The sequence below is a fragment of the Coralliovum pocilloporae genome, from assembly GCF_030845175.1.
Classification (GTDB): Bacteria; Pseudomonadota; Alphaproteobacteria; order Rhizobiales; family Cohaesibacteraceae; genus Coralliovum; species Coralliovum pocilloporae.
Genome location: NZ_CP132542.1, coordinates 1,394,404 through 1,415,987, shown reverse-complemented (window position 1 = coordinate 1,415,987; position 21,584 = coordinate 1,394,404). Strand labels below are relative to the sequence as shown.

Genomic DNA, 21,584 nt, shown 5'->3' with positions numbered 1-21,584 from the left:
GTCAGCTAGCGCTTGCCACAAGCGCGCGGTCGGTGTGTCCGGTTATGGTCACAGGAATGATCTCGCCGGGAATGCCCGTATCAAGCTCTGTCAGTGTGAATTGCTCGGTGCGGCCAAGCCCTGCTTTCTCTACCAGCACGGAGCGGCTTTGCCCAACCTCAGACGAGAAATGATGGGTCAGAGCCAGTTCGCCTTTCTGTCTCAGGCGCGCTGCGCGCTCTTTCACTACAGACCTGTCAACCTGCGGCATCTTCGCGGCCGGTGTTCCCGGGCGGGGGGAGAAGGGGAAAACATGCAGATGGGTGAGGTCACACTCATCAACAATTGCCAGAGACTGCCTGAACATCTCTTCTGTCTCGGTCGGGAACCCGGCAATGATGTCAGCACCGAAAACCATGTCCGGGCGCAGATCCCTGACTTCGCGACAGAAGCGGATTGTGTCCTCGCGGGAATGTCGTCGCTTCATCCGTTTGAGGATCATGTTGTCCCCGGCCTGAAGCGACAGATGCAGATGCGGCATCAGACGGTCTTCTTCCGCAATGACCCGCATCAGATAATCATCAGCCTCAATGGAATCGATGGATGAAATTCTGAGCCGCTTCAGATCAGGCACCTGCCTCAGAATAGCGTCACAGAGCCTGCCCAGGGTTGGTGCACCGGGCAGGTCGGCACCGTAAGAGGTGATGTCGACACCGGTCAGGACAATCTCGCCATAGCCATTTTCAACAAGTCGGCGGATCTGGGCTGTCACATCACCCATCGGGACGGAGCGCGAATTGCCGCGGCCATAGGGGATGATGCAGAACGTACAGCGGTGATCACAGCCGTTCTGGATCTGGACGAAGGCGCGCGCACGGTCCATCAGACCGTCTATCAGATGCGGTGCGGTTTCTCTGACGGCCATGATGTCATTGACACGGACACGCTCTTCGGACGAGACGCCGAAATCGTTGATCACGTAATTGCTGCGATCGAGCTTCTCATCATTGCCAAGGACCAGATCCACTTCGTCCATTCCGGCGAAGGTCTCGGTCTCGGTCTGGGCGGCGCAGCCGGATACAATGATGCGAGCGTCCGGATTTTCCCGACGGGCGCGACGAATGGCCTGTCGAGCCTGCCTGACAGCCTCGCCGGTTACCGCACAGGTGTTGACCAGCACAGCCTCATTGAGGCCGGAGGCTTCTGCTTCCCGCTTCATCACTTCCGACTCATAAGCGTTCAGTCGGCATCCAAATGTGAGAACCTTGATGGCCATGGGCTGCGTCAGTGGTCCTTTGTCCAGCTGCGGGCATCGAGGTCGAGCTGTCCTTTATACTCATCCTCGATTGCACCGGTCATCAGCACATGATCATCCTCCTCCCGCCAATGAATGGCAAGGGGGCCACCGGGCAGGTGGATGACGGTTTTTCTGTCAGTCAGCTTCTTACGCGGAGCGGCAACGCCAACAGCGCAGGCTGCTGTGCCACAGGCTCGTGTCTGTCCGACACCGCGTTCCCAGACCTTGAGCCTGATTTCATTCTCTCCGATCAATTGCGCCAGACTGATATTGGCGCGCTCGGGGAAGATCGGGTGGTGTTCCAGAAGCGGACCGATCTTTTCAAGGTCGTAGGCTTCAACATTGTCCACCCAGAAGATTGCGTGAGGGTTGCCCATGTTCACGGCAGACGGAGAATGCAGGATCGGATCATCAATCGGGCCAATCTGCAATTCAATGACACGGGTGTCAGCAAACTCTTCGGCCAACGGAATGTCCTGCCATTCAAGGCGTGGCATACCCATGTCCACAGTCACCATATGAGGTTCCCCGGCATCAATCGCCTTCAGAAACCCGGCATTGGTCAGAATATTGGCGAAGCTGTTGTTTGCTTCCTGCATCAGCAGCCAGCCGATGCAGCGGGTGGCGTTGCCGCAGGCATCCACTTCACCGCCATCGGCATTGTGAATGCGCATAAAGGCATCCATGCCGCCAACCGTTGGCTTCTCGATGGTGATCATCTGGTCAAAACCGGGACCACCGGCAGCTTCATCAGCCACCCAGCGCCGTTCCTCAGCCGTCAGGGTAACGGGCTCCTGACGGGCATCGAAAACCACAAATGTATTTCCCAGACCGTTCATCTTGCGGAACGGGATGTGACGTGCGGACATGACCAGACTTTCCAGATAACAAGGCAGGCTGGACAGATTAAAGTCTGCAGCCTGCCGTCAACTGGCCATATATGGCGGATTACGCGGTCAATTTCCAGCAATAATCACAGGATGGGCCCCGATCTCGATTCATGATGCGGGTTCTCTAAGAACCTGTTTCAGGGTGGCATTCAGCCAGCCTTTCGGAATGAGATGGCCGGACTTGTGAAAACAGGCTGATGTCCGCTTGCCTGATCCGCAGGAACTCCACGCATAGCAGGTGAATGTGCCTGTTTCTTCAATCTGATCCGGGCGGCCTTCGCACTGATTGATCCGACGCCAGAGTGCAATGCCGTTCAGCGGGTCACCGTCTGTCCCGGTGGGCAGGTCCATCACGTTATCCCTCAACCCGTGCACATGCGCCAGATTGACCGGGCCGCCAGCGCATTGAATATCGTTCTGACGCCACAGGGTCCCGGCGATCGACAGGTATCCGGCAAATTCGCTGCCCCGTTCGCAAGCCAGCCGCCAGGCCATGGCTGCGCCATAGGAATAGCCGGATATGAAAATCCGTTTCCGGTCAATCGGCCATCTGGCGCTCACATCGGCGAGCACCTTGTCAACAAAAGGCGTGTCGCGGGAATCATAGTCCCAGAAATCCCAGCTCCGTCTGATGCCGTTCGGGGCAACCAGAAGCACATTGTTGGAATCGGTCGCGCCTCCGACTTTGGGATTGTTGATCGGGTTGAGGCCCGTTCGCCCCCAACCGTGGAAATAGAGCAGAACAGGAAGTGGTGTCTTGCCATCCCAGCCTTTCGGAGCCCGCACATGGTAGGACCGATCTTTGATCTGACAGGCCTGGTTGCCTTCACATCGATCACTTGTGTCTGCAATTGCAGGGGAAGACAAGAAACCCGAGAATGCGATGGCTAATCCGGCAAGCCATGAAGTGCGCATCTGATCTGCTCCAGTTGATGGTTTCTCTTGACCCTAGAGCCTGTCGCCTTCACACCCAAGTCATAGCATTGTGAGGGGTACTGTGAGAAAACGCTAACGAGATGGAAGTCGACCTGTACGGATCTCGTATCAGTGACATAATGGATCTGTTTCTTTCCCTGTTCTTTATTCGGGCCGAAGGATTGATTATAGGACGTGGCATCGCCAGGGATGTGAGAGGCTTGCGATGACAAAACATATCGGCTTGCTGTCTCCCGGCCTTTTGAAGCGGCGTAAGGAGTTTGAGGTTGCGCTTGATGGTGTCGCCTATTTTCTCCCTCTGTCCTGCTTTCTGGATACTGATTCAGTCATTGTCGGATGGGGCATGCGCCGGTGGGCGCGTACGGCGCGATTTGTGGCAGAGGGACTGGGTAAGCATTACCTGACCGGAGAGGATGGTTTGCTGCGCTCTGTCAGGCCCGGTCATGTGGAGCGTTCCGTTTCTTTGGTCTTTGATGAGCTGGGCATCTATTTTGATGCCACAAGGCCGAGCCGCTTTGAGCATCTGGTTATCTCTGCTGTTGAAGCTGCCGAGGACGATCTGTCTGTCGTGCAATCCGGTCGTGAGGTCATGGATGCTCTGCGCCAGAACCGCTTGTCGAAATACAATGACAGCTATGATCAGACGGTACTGCCGGAAGACCTTCAGGCTCTGGGTCGGTTTGTTCTGATTGTGGACCAGACCTATGACGACAAGTCTATTGAGCTTGGAGCGGGGAGCGTCACGTCATTTGAGCAGATGGTCAAAGCGGCGCTGGCGGATAATCCCGACCATAGGGTTGTTATCAAGATCCATCCGGAAGTCTATCTCGGGCGAAAGAAAGGCTATCTGCATCCGGATCAGCTCGCCGGGTTCCTGAGTGAGGCTGAGCGGGCACGCATCAGTTTTCTCATGACCCCTGTCAACATCTGGACGGTTTTTGAGCATGCGGTCAGCGTTTATGTGGTGACCAGCCAGATTGGTTTTGAAGCCTTGAATGCGGCGCTGCCTGTTCATGTCTTCGGAATGCCGTTCTATGCGGGATGGGGTTTGACGGAGGACCACGCTCTATCAGGGGCTGAAGGCAACAGGCAGTCGGTTATTGCTGATGCGATCAGCAGGCGTGCTGTGATCGGGCTGGCTGATATCAGGGCAGAGCATCTGTATTATGCGTTCTTTGAACGGTATATGATCTACGTGATTGAAACGGCCGGGCGCCTGCAAAGAGGTGATTTTTCTCGGGCCGTTAGAGAGATCTTGAATCGCCTGGCAGATCAGCCGGCCTAATTTGACCTAAAAAACAGTTGAAAAACCTTGGAAAACGCGTCATCCCAGCTTCCGAGAACTCATCACGACGCTGTGTTGCACACTGACGGTATGAATTTTGTGATGAATGAAAGAATGCTGGTTCTTCCGGAGGCTGGATCATGAAGATTGCCGTTGCAGGCCTGGGATATGTCGGGCTGTCTAATGCTGTACTTCTTGCACAGAATCATCCCGTCATCGCGGTAGATATTTCGGAAGATCGCGTACAGATGGTCAATAACGGACAGTGCCCGATTGCTGATGCCGAACTTGAAGATTTTCTGGCAAACAAGGTTCTGGATCTTTCTGCGACAACCGAGGCTGAACAGGCCTATCAAGATGCTGATTTCGTGATTGTCGCAACACCAACGAATTATGATCCGAAGACCAATAATTTTGACACCAGCAGCGTTGAAGCCGTTATCAGGCAGGTTATAGCCTGCAACAGAACGGCAACCATTGTTATCAAATCAACGATTCCAGTCGGTTATGTGCGGGGTATCCGCGACAGGCTGAAAACGGAACAGGTGATCTTCAGCCCTGAATTCCTGCGGGAAGGCAAAGCGCTGTATGATAATCTGCATCCCTCGCGTATTATTGTCGGAGAACGCTCTGAGCGTGCGGAGGTCTTCGCTGATCTGCTGTTGAACAGCGCAATTACCCGGGATGTCCCTGTTCTGTTTACGGATGCCGATGAGGCTGAAGCGATCAAGCTGTTCGCAAATACCTATCTTGCCATGCGTGTTGCTTTCTTCAACGAACTGGACAGCTATGCTCTGGCTGGCAATATGGATCCGCTTCAGATTATCAAGGGTGTATCGCTCGACCCGCGGATTGGTGCTCACTACAACAATCCATCCTTTGGATATGGTGGTTATTGTCTGCCGAAAGACACCAAGCAATTGCTCGCTAATTACAATCATGTGCCGCAGAATCTTATCCGGGCGATTGTTGATGCAAACAGAACCCGAAAGGACTTTCTGTCAGACCGTATCCTGATGAGAGGGCCGAAAGTCGTGGGCATCTATCGTCTGGTGATGAAGACGGGATCTGATAATTATCGCCAGTCGTCAGTGCAGGGCATCATGAAGCGGCTAAAGGCAAAAGGGATCGAGGTCATTGTTTTTGAACCGGTTCTGGAAGAAGACCACTTTTTCCATTCCCGTGTCTTTCGTGATCTTGAGGCGTTCAAGGCAGAGGCTGATGTGATTGTTGCCAACCGCATCACTGAAGAGCTGGCGGATGTTCAAGACAAGGTTTTCACCCGCGATCTGTTCGGAAATGACTAGGGTCAGGCCCCAGGCTGATAGGTTACGCCCATCTTCTTGGCCTTTGCCAGCCTTGGCGGATCTTTCATTAAAGCGTCGGGGCTGTTGATCTGATCAGCCACCAGCCTGTCTGCAGACGCCCGGGCTGCCTGATCTCTGCCTTCCGTGTCGTATAAGGTACCCCGGACCTGGATTGTTCCGGCCAGAGCGCATTTGAGTGCTCTGTAGAGTTCTGCGTCCGGCGGTGCCTTGTTTGCCCAGAACTGGTCAACCATGCCCTGGAATGTCAGGCCATCCACATCATACAGCGTCGGCATGATGGACAGGGTAGGGCATCCGGCTTCCAGCGCTTCGAAGCCTGCCGAGCTGTTGACGCTTATGAACCCTTCAGCGTTTGTGCACAGTGTCTTGATGCTGGGAACGGTGACAATCTGAATACGATCGGCTACGCCAAACTGTCGGGAGAGAGCCTCAATAGTACGCTTCAGCTTGCGGTAACGGCTTTCATGGGGGTGCGGCTTGATAACCAGCACTGCATTGTCTGGAACGTTGGCCGCAAACGATCGGATAACATAGCCAATTGCCTCGGACATATCTGAGAAAGGGGAGTGATCCCGGAGCTGGAAATCCCCGTCCAGCTGCAAGCCAAAGACAAAATACGGGCTTTTGCGCTTGTTCAGCTGCCCGACTGTTGTTGTTGGATCGGTCTTTCGCAGCAAGGTCTTGAATTTCGCCCAGAGCCATCCGGAATAGACGGATACAGGATGTTGGGAGCGATGGGATCGATAGTGAGGAAAGACGGGCCAGAACAGCAGGTTAAATGCAGTAAATCGGGCTTCCTGTACGATCAGGCTAGCTGTTTTGTCTGGATAATGACGAGAGAAATCGGGCGACGGTACCTTCTCGGCAATTGAGCGGACAAGGTTTGCCTGATTGGGGAAATGGGATCCGGTGGAACAGGCTCGATGCTCGATCGTCATCCAGTCTGGCCTCAGATAGCCTAATTCTGTTACGACGCATGAGATGTCATGAATATCAGCCCATTTGATGGCTTCCTGATGATAGGGCCGCCTGTCTCCGTGATAGAGAATATGTGTAATCCCCTTGTCATCGAAGGTGCGTGACAGATAGTCAGAGAAGTCGCTAGGCGAACCGCGATAGAAATGGGCACCTTTGTGATGCCAGTCCATCACATCATTTCCGCAGATGTGGACTTTGTGGACGATATGGCCCCTGTCCATCAGGCAGGCGGCTATCCGGGAGTAATAATCGGATAAAGGTCCCTGTAGGAAAAGAAATGTTTTCTGAGGTGCGGAAGACATTTCTCAGCCTAGCCTTCATACGTAATCGGCACACCCACTTGTTTAGCGCGCTTCAATCGGGGTGGTGGCTCCACATAGGCACCATAACTGTTCACGTCGCCGGTCATGATGCGTCGGGCGAATTCCGGGATTGCCGCGTTCTGGCCCTCTCTGGTGAAAAAGTTGCCCTTTACCTGAACACTTGCTTTCAGCAGCTTTGACAGAGCCGCAAACGTTTCAGGATCCGGTGCATGACCTTCGGTCCAGAAAGCATCCAGCTCACCCTGGAACGTCACTTCAGGCACATCAAAAATGGCGGTTCCCAGTGTCTTGACCGGCAGGTTGCTGACCAGAGCAGACAGGCCTGCCGTGCTGTTGATGACGATGACGCCGCTGCCATGCTTGTAGAGTGTCTGGAGATTGCTGCCATCGATTACAAGAAGGCGATCCGAGCAGCCTTTCTGCTCAGCATAGTTCGAGATTACCTTTGGCCAGTTTTCATAGCCGTTATCCAGAGGATGAAGCTTGAAGACCAGCTTGCTGTTTTCCGGAGCATGGTCGACGAAAGAATCCACGACTTCAGTAATCATCTCACTGAGATGGGTATAAGGAGAGGCTCTGCGGATCTGATAATCAGACTGCATTTGCATCGCGACGACGAAAAACGGCACGTCTTCAGCAACCAGAGCTTCAACTGCGGACTGGGCCTTGCGATCATTGGCCTTCGACCGCAGCAGGCGCGGTATGTAACTCAGATAATCAAGCAGGGGATTATAGTAGCGGTCCTTGCGATAATGGGGGAACAGATAAGGAAAGAAGAACGGGACAAGATGATAGATGACCTCAAAAAAGGCCTCATCTTTGAATTGATAGGGATAAAACGTGTCCGGCTCGTCGAACTCTATATCCTTTGCCAGTTCACGAATCTGCTCAGGGTCATTCGGAAAATGTGAGAACACCCCCATGCCACCACGTTCAAGCGTGATCCAGTCAGGGCGGAAATAACCGAATTCATAGGCATAGACATTCAGACCGCGATGACGGGCAACGGATCTGGCGATGCGATGATAGGGACGCTGATCAGCGTAGTAGACAATATCTGTAATGTTATTTTCGTCCACAAAGCGCTCGAGATAGTCGCGCCAGTTGCGAACCTTGCCCACATAATTTCTGGCACCCAGACCAAAAGTACAAATCCAGTCGCCCAGCGAGAAATTGATAACCAGGCACCTCACTCCAAGGCTACGCATATGGCGAACCAGCCGACTGCCAAAGCGAGACGGATGAGGTTGCAGAAAGAGAAATGTTTGCTGTTGGGTCATGATGCGCAGCGGTAACCTTGCCGATTATGCGCAATTCACATGACACATATCGTCTGATGGTTGAACAGAAAAAATGAAATCCGGCTGGAACAGCATAAATTTCTGCCGCGCCTGTGGCTGTTGAATGCCTTTTGTAGCGCGTGCCGCATGTTGTAGCCGGTGCGGATCCTGCCCGGTCTGTTTGTCTGATCAATTCCGAAAAAAGTTTTGCAAATGCCCCGCCAGCACTCTAGTTTCACGCGAAATCAGTAACAGGCCCCTGGCGTTCGGGCCGGTTTGTCTGCGTCAGGCGTTTTTGGGGAATGCCGGTAACGGGTTTGCGCTATGTCGAATATCGAAGAAGTCAAGGTTATTGCAGAAATTGGCTGCAACCATATGGGACGTATGGATCTGGCCAAAGAGCTTATTCAGGTCGCTGCAAAGATCTGCAATGCGCATGTGGCCAAGTTTCAGAAGCGGCACAACAAGGAGCTCCTGACACACGAGCAGTATAATGCCCCGCATCCGGTTCCGGCCAATTCCTATGGAGACACTTATGGTGATCACCGGGAATATCTGGAGTTTTCGGTCGGGCAACATAAGGAGTTGCTCGAAGAATGCCGGATGATGGGTATCGAGTACAGTACCTCGGTCTGGGATCTGACCTCCGCCAGGGAAATTACATCCCTTAATCCATCCCTGATTAAGCTGCCATCTGCAACAAACCAGCATTATGAACTGCAGGACTATCTCTGCAAGAACTATGACGGCGAAATCCACGTTTCAACTGGCATGACGACGCGTGAAGAAATTGCTGAACTGGTTCAGTTTTATGCGGATCGTGGTCGCTCCAATGATCTTGTGCTTTACGCATGTACATCGGGCTATCCGGTTGCTTTTGAGGATATCTGTATCTTTGAGATCAACCGGTTACAGGAAGAATTTGGCGACAAGGTCAAAGCTATCGGGTTCTCCGGTCATCATCTGGGAATTGCGGCTGACATTGCCGCTCTCTCTGCTGGCCGGCTCGGTGAGCGGGTCTATGGCAAGGGCCGATTTGGCTATATCGAACGTCATTTCACCCTGGACCGGACATTCAAAGGGACCGACCATGCTGCCAGTCTTGAGCCGGACGGTTTGCGTCGCCTGTGCCGCGACGTGAAGAATGTTGATCAGGCCCTGACCTACAAGTCAGTTGATATTCTTCCTGTTGAGCAGGTTCAGCGCGATAAGCTGAAATGGGTTAAAGACAAAAACGGAATCGAACAGCTGGCTTCCTGATGGGAAAGCCACCGGAGCTATCTGGCTGAGTTTCTGGCGATGATCGGAGTTTTTGTGTCATGAAGACCATCGCTGTTATTCCAGCAAGAGGCGGTTCTAAAGGCCTGCCCGACAAAAACAAGCGTTTGCTGGGCGGTATTCCGCTGGTCGCGCGCACCATTCGTGCTGCCCGTCAAAGCGACTGTATTGATGCTGTCTATGTTTCAAGTGATGACAATGACATTCTGAGAATTGCGGTTGATTGGGGTGCTGTGCCGATCAGGCGCCCCGACAGTATCGCCACCGATTCTGCAACCTCGGAAAGTGCCCTGTTTCATGTTCTCGACAAGCTGAAAGAGGATGGATTGTCACCGGAAACACTGGTTTTTCTTCAGTGTACCTCGCCCTTCACAACATCCACAGACATTGATGCTGTGGTCTCTTCATTCGAGGCGTCTGGTGCTGACTGCGCCTTTTCTGTAACGGACAGTCACGGTTTTCTCTGGGCGATTGATGAAGACGGATTTGGGCGTGGTGTTAATCACGATCACAATCAACAGCGTAAGCGACGCCAGGACTTGCCTCCTGAATATCTGGAGACTGGTGCTGTTTATACAATGAACATTGCATCTTTCCGCAAAGCTGGCCATCGCTTCTGTGGCAAGCTGCTGCCTGTGCCGGTTAAGGCACCTGCAATTGAAATTGACAGTGTGCAGGACTGGCTTGTCGCGGAAAGCCTCTCCCGGGTTGCTGACAGACCTTTGCGGGAGGTTTCGCTGCTCCGGCGTATTCGGGTGATTGTGACTGACTTTGACGGAGTCCATACCGATGACCGGGTTATCGTGAATGAGCTTGGTCAGGAAGCGGTTATCTGCAGTCGTCGGGATGGTATGGGGATAGAAAAGCTGCGTGGTGCGGGCTACCGGATTCTTGTTCTCTCCAAAGAACAGAATGTGGTGGTGAAGCGGCGAGCCGAAAAGCTCAAGCTTGAGGTTATTCACGGAGCTGATCAGAAGGCTGATGTCCTGGAGAACTGGCTTGAGGAAAATGACCTCGAATGGTCAGATATCGCTTTTGTCGGCAATGACATTAATGATGTCGAGTGTATCAGGAAGGCAGCCCTCGGTCTCTGTCCGTCCGATGCTGCGCCATCGGTACTCCGGATCGCGGATGTTGTCCTGCCTGCTGAAGGCGGAAAAGGTGCACTCCGTCAACTCGCTGAAATCGCCCTTGATGATTTTTCCTGAAATTGTCTAACTGGATAAGCGCTCAAAATTGTCAGCTCTGCTCTGGCCAATAATCCACTCAGGCCTCTGGGACACGTTTCAAACATGCGTATTCTTGCTGTCGGAAGTTATGATTCTTTTATCCGGACTGTGACGACAATCGGCAAGGCTTTTGCCGCGCGCGGAGCTGAGGTCGATCTGGCTCTGGTGAAAGTTCGTTCCCAGCAGATCAGTGGGAAGCAACTGGATCAGATGGACATTCCGTTCAGGCTCTTTCACCATAGCATGGACAGCCTGAGCAGTCGGGAAGTGCTTGAAAATTATGATATATTAATCATGTCCCTTGATGGGTCATCGTTCAGGCGATTCTTTCTTCGTCTGCAGGATTACCAGGGCCCGCGCCCCTGTATCGTTGCCATGTATCCCGGCCTGGTGTTGCGTTATGCCTTTGATGGTTTGTCCAGCCGGGCCCCTGCCGATTTTCTCTGGCTCAACTCCAGACAGGATCTGGAAAGCTATCGGTCAATGTGCGATGCGTTCGGCTATGACGGTTCGAATGCGCGAGATTTCGGACTTGTTTCTGCGCTTCAGAAAATTGAGCGGCGGGCTGGTGACAACAAGAGCCGTAAGCGCATGGTCTTTTTTGAGCAGGCTGTTATTCCACGTGCTTATGATGATCGAAAGTACCTGACGGAGCAGCTTGTTGCTCTTGCACGGCGGTATCCGGATTGGGATCTCTTTGTTAAGCCGCGAACCCGGCCGAGTGAGCATACGATTCACAGAACTCAGGCCCATCTTGAGATGTTGCTGGACGCATCAGACAGATCTGGGCAAGCGCGGCCTGATAATCTGCTTCTGACCTATGAATCAGCCAGTGACCTGTTGTCAGAATGTGATCTTTGCCTGACGATCAGTTCAACCGTCGCGATTGAAGCTCTTTATTCAGATATCCCGACCCTTATCATCAGTGATTTTGGATCACATGATGACACGGGTCTGCCGTTCTTTTTCGGCTCCGGGCTTATCCGTGATTTTGCCGGGATTGATCCGGATAATGTGCCAATGGTGAATCGCGACTGGCTTGAGCACGTTGCGACAGATCCGGAAATCAGTCTTGATAAGCATATTGATGAACTTCTTGCTGCCGCACGGGAACGATCATCAAGCGAGGGAGGTCATCGCTTTCTGCATCCTGTTGTTGCGTCTTCTGCGCGGTTTGATTATCTGCGAGAGCTGTATTCAATCGACTCTATTGGCTTTAGGGCGTATGAACGCAGCAAGAACAAGCTGACAAGGCCGTTTATAAATCTCTATCTGTCTTTCACCCGTTTTCTCGCAAACCGGATTTTCAGAAATATGCGCCCGCATCGACCCAACCAGACGCGTGAGAACTAGATATGGTTTCTCACTACAAGACAGGGGAAAAGGATATTCGTCCCTGGGGGCATTGGCTTGTTCTTGATACTGGGCCCTTCCACGTGGTCAAGCGGATTACAGTTCTTCCCGGCACCAGATTGTCTCTACAATATCACCGGCACCGGCAGGAAATATGGACATGTGTAGAAGGGCGCGGAGTTGCTATTATTGATGGAGTAGAGACGCAATTCAGCCCCGGTGTGACAGTTTTTGTGCCTCCGCTGATTGAGCATCGGATGGCGTGTACGGGCGAAACTGACATGATCATCGTTGAAACTCAGCTGGGCGACTTCCTTTCTGAGGATGATGTTGTCAGAATTCAGGATGACTTCGGACGGTAAGGAAGAGCTCGTAGAAAGCCTGACCCTTGCTATCCGGATCATGTTCCTGCGGATTTTAGACTGAGTTCCAGCTTGGCGATGCCAGAGAAAATGCCAGAGAAGCCTCGCATATTGTTTTTCGCCAATCTGGACAGCCAGGTTTTTGGCTGCCTGGGCTTTATTGATCATCTTAATGCAATGGGCTTTGAATGTTGCCTGAGTTTTGGAGATTCAAAAAAGATTTCTCCAGAGTTGAAGCAGCGTGTGGCCAAACGAGCGCGGATTGTTTCTGTTGGCTACAGAACGCTTGAGGATCTGGAGCCTGCTCTCGGCTATGATGCTGTCTGCCCGTCTCTGTCCGGAAGCCAGATCGCGCAGATATCCTTGAAGTTGAGAACCCTGGAAGACCTCAGAGGGTCTCGCCCGCTTGTTTTCTCCATCTACAATGGTGTGGTGCTGGGTGGGTTTGAGGAGGGGCTGGCCTGGCGTCTGGGTGCAGATATTGTTTGCCTTAACAGCGATAGGGACATGGAGCGTGCCCGGCACTTTCTGGGGTCAGACTGCTTTCAACCGGAGCGGTTTATCGTAACAGGTCTGCTCCGTGAGAACCCTGCGCCTGTCTCCGGAGGCCTGCCAGAACAGACATCTTTCGTGCCACAGGCGGACACTGGAGCGGTCAGGAAAAAGACAGCGCTTTTTGCTGAACAGGTTGCCATCCCGAGGGAGAAACATTTCCGGATCTGGCTCTTCAGGCAATTGAATGAACTCGCTCGCCATAATCCGGATTGGCGAGTGGTCATCAAGCCGCGTGTCCGCCAGGGTGAGCAGACCTTCCACAAACAGATTTATCATCCATCGCAATTCAAGGGCTATACGGCATCCAATCTGGACATTGACTATTCTCCCTTGCCAGAAATTCTGCCGAGGGTTGATCTGGTGATCAGTATATCGTCTACGATGTTGATCGATGCACTGCTGATCGGAAAGCCGATTGCTGTAATCAATGAATTCGGCTTCCGGGATGCTGATGGCACGCATGTCTTTGCGGGCGCTGGTGTCAGCTGCCATCTTTTTGACAATCCGGATCTGGATGAACTGGCAAGTCGCAAACCGTCAGAAGAGTGGGTGCAGCAATTTCGTCTTGGTTCGCGCGAAACGATCCTGCCCCTCGTCAAAGCCATTGAAGGATGGAGGGGAGTGTCTGATGGTGATGTGCATGCCGTCTATTCACCTGCATTTCTGGAGCATCAGCAAAGGCTGAGAATGTTGGATGCGACTTCGGGAAACAGACTGCTCCAAATAGCGGCCAAAGTCGGAAGTCTGTTGCCCGAGCTGCTCAATCGCTTGAGACGACTGTTCTGACCCTAATCTCCGAGGAGCTTGAGCTGCGTATTGAGCTGTTTCTTTTGCGCCTTGGTCGACTCGATCTGTGATTTCAGGACTTTCTGGGTGTTTGCCATGCCTGCGCCAACCTGCCAGTCGTTTACTTCATCCGGCAAGGCTTTCAGGGCCTGTTCGTGAAACAGAAACTTGCGATAAGTGAAGGCCAGAAGGCCATCCATCCGGTTTCGGGCAAAGCGTAATGCGGCGACAACGTTGCCTGCTTCAAGGGTTTTGGTTTGCTGCTCTGCCTGTTGTTGCGATTTTCTGTCCCTTGCATGACCAAAGGCTGCGAGCTGACTGGCGCTGAGTGAGGTCGGACGATCTTCGCTTTGAAGCGGTGTGGCATGAACCTGAATGCCGCGTGCGGAGTAGAAATCAGCTCTCTGATTGCCGCAGCGTTTGATGCCATAGACCTTGGTTTTGCCCTGGCCGGACGTGACTGTGGCGACATGTTCTTTGGGGAACGCGTTCTTGTCATCCAGAAGGACGCGTAATTCCGGTTCATTCAACCCACCGGGGATAGGAATGCCATTGGTTTTCAGGGTGGCAACAATCGGCGTTGATACAGTTTTGTAGATGACACGGCCTATCCGGTTGTCTTTGGAATCTGATCCGCAGGTGTAAGTCAGTGTGACGGAGGCTGATCCTATATAGACACCACCTGTTGAGCCCCAGAGTTCAAACTCGGTCAGGGTGTCCTCCTCAGGTCTCGCTTCTTTGATACGTGTGAGTGTTGCGAAGGGCCCAGGTATGAAATCAAGCCTGCGGAGCGAGGGGTAGGTGTCGCCGTACCCGCCACCGGACTGGTTGAGGTCATGTTCATCTGAAAAGCGGATCGGGCGAATCCATTCAAGATTGATTGAATCATCCGATGGATACATGGCAAGCACACCAAAGACCGGATCATACCAGTAGGTACAGTCGGGATTTTCTTCGGTATTGACGATGCCGGCTGTGATTGTGTCGGTTTCTGCTGTCTGGCGGGTGCCTTCAGACGGTGCGCAGACCATATCCGGCGCATAGGGCCTGATCTGCAGGGTGTGGTTTTTGTCCGGACCGGGTTCGAAATTCTCCCATGTGCGCTCATCCAGATCTTTCAGGAATGGTGCTGTGGCCGGATTGGTGTCGAAATCCCAATAGGGGCGATGGGTTCCCCTTAAAAGCCTGAACTCCAGCGGGATAGCATCAATGCCCCTGATCTGGTCCTCGTCCAGTGTCATGACGGTTTTCCAGTGACTGGAGCCTGCGCGCGTGTCACGTGTAACTTTTTCAATGGTGACGCCCCCTGGTGTTGATGTGGTCAGGCGCGGGGCTTCCTCAAGAGGCTGGGAGACCTCAAAAAACACATCAACCACATGTTTTGTCCTGATCGCCTTTTCGTCCAGTGATGTGTTGGTCTTCACCACCAATTCGCGGCTTGGAAGGCCGAACTCGATCCTTGTTTCCAGAGCCTTGATCCTGGTCTCGTAAAAGAGAGCCCGGCGTTGCTCAGCCAGAAGTTCCTCATGCACCCTGTTCCAGGCCCCTTGTGCTATATGCACGTTGGCTTGTGCCTTGAGTTTGTCATTACCCAGGCGTTCCAGAGCTTCCTGTTCTGCTCTGGCGATGATGATCTTGGCAGAGATATCAGCAATCAGGCTTGCGGCTGAGGCGATACCCTTCGCGCTTTGAGCTGTTTTTGAAGCATCGAAAATAGCGCCGGAGCCACTCACAGCCTTGCTGACGGAGGAAAACGCGGTCTTTCTTGCAGCGCTTTCCGCGCTTTCTTTTCCAAGAGCATCAAAGACTGTCTCAATGCCTTTTGATGTGGCCGCCTCAAACAGCGTTTCTCCCACCTCTGAAGCGGCAACCAGAGCATCGCCTTCGAAGCTGGTCGGATTTGCGATCAAAGCCTCGATTTTCTGTTCAGCCGCTTTTTCCGCCATTGTGGAATAGAGTTTGGCGACGCTCCCGATCAGTTCAGAGCTGACGCCGGTCTCGCGCAGGACTGCACGGGCAGTTTCGCGGGAATAGGCACTGATTGCCAGTTCGGCTGACTTGCCTGCGCTAAACCCGGCGATGGTCAGAGCCCCACCGGAGATGGCCAGATCCGCGGCGACCACTGCAATATCGACAGCGGTTTTCTGCAGCAGTGCCCGATTCTGAGCCCCAGCTATCTGGCTCTGCAGGCTTTGGGCATAGTCCCGGCTGTTATTGGCAATCTTTCGGAGTTCCTTCCGGTTGCGCGTGAGAGCCTCGATGCGCTGGCGTGAGAGTTTCAGGATCTGCTCATCCTTGACGATCAACGCCTTGAGGGCCTTTGTTTCAAGAGGGCCACTCTTCTCCGTCCCCGGGCGCTCCTCCCATGAGGCCTCATACAGAACGGTCTTGCCGTGCTTAATTCTGACTGATTTGATATAGGGCGGGCGCAGCCCTTCCAGCATAGTGTAATAGGTGACCAGATAGTTGCGGGCCTGAACAGCGTTTCGCTGTGCCCGTGCATGGGCTTGTTCGAGGGCCTCTGCCTTCTGGCGGACATCGAACCCCAGATCGAATAAGGCTGTAACACCGGAAACGGCCCCTGCGGTTTTCATGATCTCATTCAGGGGCTTCAGCTGCTCGTCAATCTCTCTTTGGGTGATTGCGCGTACGTCATTCAATCCGCTTTTGCGGGCATAGAGATCGCGCACGGCCCGTGAGCGGTCTGCGACTGCCACTGACAGTTTGTCGGTGTTCTGCCCTGCATTCTTTGCGAGAGACAATTCGGCCCGTGCTGTCTCAAGGCGCGCCTGAGCGACAGTGAGGGCTCTGTCTATGGCCTGTTCTTCCTGCCGCCATTCCTTCTGCAGCCTGGCTTCATCGGCAAGCAGGATCTGGCGTTGCTCTTGCGCGTCGGACAAGCTTCGATAGGCGGCTACGGCCTTGCCATGTCTGACCAGTGCCTGTGCATAGGCGTCTCTGGCCTTGGGGAGGCGCTCATTGGCATCCTTCTCGTCAGCCCGGCTTGAAAGCATATAGAGGCGGGCATTGTTGAGGGCTTCAAACGCCTCAAAGGATCGGAATTCAGCCTGACCTGCTGTATGTGGCAGCGAGAGGAAGGCTACGCCGCCAAGAAGAGTGCTCCGGACCAGGTTGTTCAGCGCTTTGTATGACATGGCTCTTTCTCAGAGGCTGCATATTCGGAAAATGACAGGTTAACCGGCGAGGAACTTGACCCAATTGCTGTGAATCCAGCCTTTTTTGCCCTTCTGGCGGACTGGCCTGTCTTCGCTGATCGGGCTGCAATCCACCTGGTTAACGTCATAGACAACCCCCAGCCACTTGCCCTTCTGATCAAACAGCCAGACCCGATCTCCATTATGGAGTTCGTCGAGCTTTTTGTAAGAGGAGCCAGGACCGGAGCGGACTGCGAGAAAGCCGTCCCCGTTTGCTTTTAGGCCTTTGACCTGCCCCAGGCCGCACGTGTCGAAATCCCCGTCCGCATGTTCGATAACAGGAACATCGAGTTGTTGAGCGGCTGCAGGAAGGGTGAAAGAGAGCGCCGACAGCAGGCATAAAGAACCTGCGGCCAGAAGATGAGCTACGCGGATTTTACGAGCATATTCACAGAACATAAGCATTCTCCAGCACTGCATCAGAACAAAGTTTCCACGTGTCTGTCGCAACAGGCAAGCCGGAGGTTCAAAATTTTTACAGAGACCTGATCCATTGCAAGGGCGATGAGGGTTGTGTTGAACAGGTAACTGAACCCAAAAGTCGCGCCGGTTGCCCATTGTGCGACTTTTGTGTGGCTTGAGGGTTTTTGGACCAGACGACAATTCAGCAATCATAATCGAAAAACAGGAACTACTGGTTGCTGGCTCCCCGCCATTCCTGTGAGCGCAGATCACGTGGTGATATCCCATATCTCTCTCTGATCAGCCGCGAGAAATGATTGGGTGTCTTGAAACCGGTGTTATAAGCGATCTGACTTATTCGCATCCCTGTATGGCGCAGCAGATAAGCTCCACGACGCACTCGAAGGCGCCACAGGTAATCCAGCGGATTTTCTCCGAATGCTGCTTTGTACAACCGGTTCAGGTGCTGGGGGGAAAGGTTTGAAACCTCAGAAAGTGTTGCCATTGTTATGTCCGAGTTCAGATGTTCCTCAATATATCGTCTGACATGATGCACTTGCGGTGGAATATCGGCGATGGTCTCCTGTTTTCTTTTTCGGGCCAGCAGTTCTTCCAGCACCGCAATCCCTAATGCAGACGAAAAGTTCTGCATTTCATCATTGATGTCTGATGATAAATCAGCACCGATCTTCATAAGCGATGTCGACGCTGCGGTGGGTGGAAGCGGGCCGCAATACGGAAGCAGCCTTTGAACCCCGGATGCTGACAACCCGCCGGCAATGTACTGGCACCAGAGGATATTGTTCATTTTGGCAGGTCCGTACCGATAGACAATTTTTTGGGCTGAAGCGACCAGCGCCACACTGGGGGCAGACATCCTGAAGCGGTGCTCGTCATGAATGACTTCCACTTGTCCAGTTCGAAGATAGATAGCCTCAAGCTGGCAACCTGCCATTGGCCCGAATTGCTCCCCGTTCTTGTAGTTGCTTTCACCCATGGCGAATGCAGTGTTTGCAGCGGTGATATTCGTGACAGATAATATATGTGTGCCGGAGTTGTTCTGCATAATCCGAAACCTTGTTCAAAATCGGCTAACAATCAGGAAAAATACTCGAAATTAACGAAGTTGTCTTCATTCAGAAAATCTATGGCAGATTTAGATTATTCATTCTGGATATGTTTTAAGCAAATTGGACAAGTAAATCCCGTTGAACCCGCGGGAGCCCCGATGAACAATCTCCAAAACACAGGAGACGTTCATCGTGAATCTGAGAGAATTGATCCGAGCCGGACATGGCGACATTAAAGCTGATCTGGTGATCACCAACGGTCATTTGATCAATGTCGCGTCGTCGGAAATCTATCCGGCTGAGGTGGCCATAAAGAGTGGCCATATTGTTGCAGTCGGGGATGTTGAGCATTGCAAGGGCCCTGATACCCAGTATCACGATGCTGAAGGGCGTTACCTAGCACCGGGAATGATTGACGGGCATCTTCACGTTGAATGTTCCAAGCTCTCCGTTTCCAGTTTTGCCGAACTTGTTGTGCCCTATGGTACCACATCGATTATTTCCGGTCTGGACCAGATTCTTGTGGTGTCCGGTCTGGAAGGCGTGCGCCATTTTCTGGATGAAGCCAATGCGGGTCCGATGACAATCCACTGGGGCGCGCCGTGTAAAACGCCGTACACGATGCCGCGTTCAACAGTGAATCACTACTTCAGCCCGAATGACCACCGGGCCACGCATGACTGGCCGGAATGTATCGGTATCTGGGAAACGGTCCGCGAGTTCATTCAGGAAGAAGATGACGATGTCATCGAAGCACTGGAAATTGCGCGCAAGAACAAGCTGCCTGTTTTTGGATGCTCCCCCATGTGCAAGGGCTCGAAGCTTGCGGGTTACGCCAGCGCAGGAGTTCGTCTGGACCATGAAAGCTATGAGGTGACCGAAGCGCTTGAGAAGCTGCGCAACGGCATGTTTGTTCTGGTCCGCGAAAGCTCGATCAGTCACTTCCTTGAGGAGAATATCCAGCTTGCAACCAAATATACGCCGGATGCTGCTCATCGTATCAGCTTCTGCACCGATGATGTTGTTGCGGTTGATGTCCTGAACCGTGGGCATCTCGATAATGTGGTGCGCATGGCGATACGCGAAGGTGTATCGCCGATGGAGGCGATACAGATGGCTACGATCAACAGTGCAGTCGCCAGCCAGATCGACCACAAGGTCGGGCTGATTGCACCGGGTCGGCAAGCGGACATCATCCTGGTGGACAGCCCTGAGGCATTCAATATTCAGCAGGTTATCGCCAAAGGAAAATTCGTGGCACAGGACCTCAAGATGATTGAGCCGGTCAATCGCCCCGAGCGCCCTTCATTTCTGACTGAAACCATGAAGGTAGCACCGGTCACGGCTGAAGATCTGAAGGTCAGCACCGATGCGGATGCGGTTAAAGTCCTGGCAATGAACATGTCGCTGGATGTGCCATTTGTGCGCAACCGTCGCGACGCAGTTCTCAAGGCCACGGACGGTTTCGTTCTGCCGGATACCGAGCAGGACGTGCTGTATGTCACGGTGATCGAACGCTACGGTAAAACGACGAACAAACCCGTGGCCTTCGTGTCCGGTTTTGGTCTCAAATATGGTGCAATGGCGACGTCAACTGCGCCGGATGACAACAATATCGTCTGCATCGGCACAAATCCCGAGGATATGGCGACAGCCATCAACTGGGTGATCGAAAAGGGCGGCGGGCAGGCCTTCGTTAAAGATGGCGAGGTGACCGTCGGTCTGGAATTGCCAATCGGTGGCATCGTCTCAGACATTGATCCAGTTGAAATGGCCGAAAAAGAAAGAGCGCTGGATCAGGCTGCCCGTGATGCCGGGTGCCAGCTCGAATGGCCCTTCATGAACATGTTTGTGCTCTCGATTACCGCAATCCCGGAATACGCAATTACCGACCTTGGGGCGGTGGACTGCGTGGGCCTCAAGATATTCGACCCGGTTCTCGAAAACGCCTGAGCCAACATCAAGAACATGTGCAATCGGAATCACTGGGAGGAAACCATATGAATATGTTCAAAACACTCATGGCAACAGCGCTGTTATCTTTGACAAGCGGAGTTGCGTGGGCAGACGCCCCGACTGAACTGGGCATCGGCTTGATACTGGCTACAGGGCCCGAGGCTTCGTGGGATGCAACGCTTTTGCGGGATCTCGACAGTGTAGTAGAGGCTGCGCCTCATGGTCTGGAAATCTCGTACAAGAACATTAACGGTAAATGGGGCGAGGATGCCGGTGATGCTATGGAATTGCTGGCCAAAACCGGCAAGTACCAGATCATCTGGGCTCACAGCAGCTACTCGGACCAGGTAAAGGCTCTGCAAGAAAAGTACCCGGATATCCTGTTTGTGCTGGTTGGTTCGGGGAATGAAGGCCTTGGAGGTAATGCCTACTGGGTTTACAAGCGCGTGCACGAACCCTCGTATCTATTGGGCGTCATGGCCGGACGCCTGACGGAAAGCGATGTGGTTGGCGTCGTCGGGCAATTTCCATCCGAAGATGTGAATGATCAGATTAACAGCTTCTTTGCAGGGGCGCGGTCGGTCAATCCGGATGTCGAGCGCAAGGTGGCTTTTATCGAAAGCTGGTACGATCCGGCCAAGGCCGAACAGTTTACCAATGCCCAGATTGCGGCGGGTGCTGACCTGACGTTCCAGTTGGTTGCCAGCTTTGAAACGTGTGAAAAGGCCGGAATCAGGTGTTTCGGCAACTATATCGACCATGGGGCATCCGCGCCGGACTCGGTCGTGGCCAGTGCCTTGATTTCCTGGACCGAGGATCTGAACTGGGTGATTGACGAATGGTATGATTATGCGGCCAACGGCGCAGCTTACGAAGGTAATACTTCTGAGCGCTGGGTGCCCATGGCCGATGGCGGAACAGCCCTGTCTGGTTATAACGCTTATGAGGATCAGCTGCCTGCGGAGCTGAAAGAGGAAATTGCGACACTGAGTGCGCAAATCGCCTCGGGCGAGTTGAAAATCCCTGTCGATCTGTCTCTCCCAAAATCTGACTGATCGAATTCCTGGCTCTTCGCTTTGGCG

Annotated in this window: 17 protein-coding genes; 9 read left to right on the top strand and 8 right to left on the bottom strand. The window is 53.1% G+C overall.

Translation table 11 applies throughout. The annotated features are described in order from the left end of the window. Position 1 precedes the first annotated feature (1 nt). From mtaB to RA157_RS06575, 3 genes are all read right to left on the bottom strand, one after another. A complete protein-coding gene (mtaB, locus tag RA157_RS06585; RefSeq protein WP_350335673.1) occupies positions 2 to 1,255 on the bottom strand; it encodes a tRNA (N(6)-L-threonylcarbamoyladenosine(37)-C(2))-methylthiotransferase MtaB in 1,254 nt (417 codons plus the stop codon). 8 nt (positions 1,256 to 1,263) lie between these two features. After that, positions 1,264 to 2,145 (bottom strand): diaminopimelate epimerase, encoded by an 882-nt coding sequence (gene dapF / locus RA157_RS06580; protein WP_350335672.1) that lies wholly within the window; start codon positions 2,143 to 2,145, stop codon positions 1,264 to 1,266. Positions 2,146 to 2,274: 129 nt separating this feature from the next. Next, positions 2,275 to 3,081, bottom strand: coding sequence for a CE1 family esterase (locus RA157_RS06575; protein ID WP_350335671.1), 807 nt, complete (start codon positions 3,079 to 3,081; stop codon positions 2,275 to 2,277). A gap of 226 nt (positions 3,082 to 3,307) precedes the next feature. Between RA157_RS06575 and RA157_RS06570 the strand changes: the two genes are divergently transcribed. Both RA157_RS06570 and RA157_RS06565 read left to right on the top strand, forming a co-directional pair. Then, on the top strand, positions 3,308 to 4,387 hold the full coding sequence (locus RA157_RS06570; protein WP_350335670.1) for a capsular polysaccharide export protein, LipB/KpsS family: 1,080 nt from the start codon (positions 3,308 to 3,310) through the stop codon (positions 4,385 to 4,387). 140 nt (positions 4,388 to 4,527) lie between these two features. After that, positions 4,528 to 5,694, top strand: a complete 1,167-nt coding sequence (locus tag RA157_RS06565) for a nucleotide sugar dehydrogenase (RefSeq protein WP_350335669.1) — start codon at positions 4,528 to 4,530, stop codon at positions 5,692 to 5,694. Between the two features lie 2 nt (positions 5,695 to 5,696). On the opposite strand, the gene RA157_RS06560 is transcribed toward RA157_RS06565, so the two are convergent. Both RA157_RS06560 and RA157_RS06555 read right to left on the bottom strand, forming a co-directional pair. Further along, the gene (locus RA157_RS06560; protein WP_350335668.1) at positions 5,697 to 6,863 is read right to left on the bottom strand and encodes a capsular polysaccharide export protein, LipB/KpsS family; all 1,167 of its coding nucleotides are present in this window, start codon (positions 6,861 to 6,863) and stop codon (positions 5,697 to 5,699) included. Between the two features lie 140 nt (positions 6,864 to 7,003). Next, positions 7,004 to 8,224 carry a capsule polysaccharide biogenesis protein gene (locus RA157_RS06555; protein ID WP_350335667.1) on the bottom strand — a complete coding sequence of 407 codons (1,221 nt, stop codon included), beginning with the start codon at positions 8,222 to 8,224 and terminating at the stop codon, positions 7,004 to 7,006. Between the two features lie 396 nt (positions 8,225 to 8,620). Between RA157_RS06555 and RA157_RS06550 the strand changes: the two genes are divergently transcribed. The 5 genes from RA157_RS06550 to RA157_RS06530 all read left to right on the top strand — a co-directional run bounded on the left by RA157_RS06550 (position 8,621) and on the right by RA157_RS06530 (position 13,859). Beyond that, positions 8,621 to 9,556, top strand: coding sequence for an N-acetylneuraminate synthase family protein (locus tag RA157_RS06550; protein ID WP_350335666.1), 936 nt, complete (start codon positions 8,621 to 8,623; stop codon positions 9,554 to 9,556). A gap of 59 nt (positions 9,557 to 9,615) precedes the next feature. After that, entirely contained in the window at positions 9,616 to 10,782 is a 1,167-nt protein-coding gene (locus RA157_RS06545; protein ID WP_350335665.1) for a cytidylyltransferase domain-containing protein, read from the top strand. Positions 10,783 to 10,866: 84 nt separating this feature from the next. Continuing rightward, positions 10,867 to 12,156, top strand: coding sequence for a DUF6716 putative glycosyltransferase (locus RA157_RS06540; protein WP_350335664.1), 1,290 nt, complete (start codon positions 10,867 to 10,869; stop codon positions 12,154 to 12,156). Positions 12,157 to 12,158: 2 nt separating this feature from the next. Continuing rightward, positions 12,159 to 12,518, top strand: coding sequence for a phosphomannose isomerase type II C-terminal cupin domain (locus RA157_RS06535; protein WP_350335663.1), 360 nt, complete (start codon positions 12,159 to 12,161; stop codon positions 12,516 to 12,518). 90 nt (positions 12,519 to 12,608) lie between these two features. Beyond that, the gene (locus tag RA157_RS06530; RefSeq protein ID WP_350335662.1) at positions 12,609 to 13,859 is read left to right on the top strand and encodes a DUF6716 putative glycosyltransferase; all 1,251 of its coding nucleotides are present in this window, start codon (positions 12,609 to 12,611) and stop codon (positions 13,857 to 13,859) included. Between the two features lie 2 nt (positions 13,860 to 13,861). Here RA157_RS06530 and RA157_RS06525 read toward each other — a convergent pair whose 3' ends face one another. From RA157_RS06525 to RA157_RS06515, 3 genes are all read right to left on the bottom strand, one after another. Continuing rightward, the gene (locus RA157_RS06525; RefSeq protein WP_350335661.1) at positions 13,862 to 17,014 is read right to left on the bottom strand and encodes a coiled-coil domain-containing protein; all 3,153 of its coding nucleotides are present in this window, start codon (positions 17,012 to 17,014) and stop codon (positions 13,862 to 13,864) included. A gap of 39 nt (positions 17,015 to 17,053) precedes the next feature. Continuing rightward, positions 17,054 to 17,473 (bottom strand): SH3 domain-containing protein, encoded by a 420-nt coding sequence (locus RA157_RS06520; RefSeq protein WP_350335660.1) that lies wholly within the window; start codon positions 17,471 to 17,473, stop codon positions 17,054 to 17,056. A gap of 232 nt (positions 17,474 to 17,705) precedes the next feature. Next, positions 17,706 to 18,542 (bottom strand): helix-turn-helix domain-containing protein, encoded by an 837-nt coding sequence (locus tag RA157_RS06515; RefSeq protein ID WP_350335659.1) that lies wholly within the window; start codon positions 18,540 to 18,542, stop codon positions 17,706 to 17,708. Positions 18,543 to 18,738: 196 nt separating this feature from the next. On the opposite strand from RA157_RS06515, the gene RA157_RS06510 reads away from it, so the two are divergent. Next, complete coding sequence (locus tag RA157_RS06510) at positions 18,739 to 20,499, top strand: adenine deaminase C-terminal domain-containing protein (RefSeq protein ID WP_350335658.1); 1,761 nt, start codon at positions 18,739 to 18,741, stop codon at positions 20,497 to 20,499. 47 nt (positions 20,500 to 20,546) lie between these two features. After that, positions 20,547 to 21,557 carry a BMP family lipoprotein gene (locus RA157_RS06505; RefSeq protein WP_350335657.1) on the top strand — a complete coding sequence of 337 codons (1,011 nt, stop codon included), beginning with the start codon at positions 20,547 to 20,549 and terminating at the stop codon, positions 21,555 to 21,557. Positions 21,558 to 21,584 lie beyond the last annotated feature (27 nt).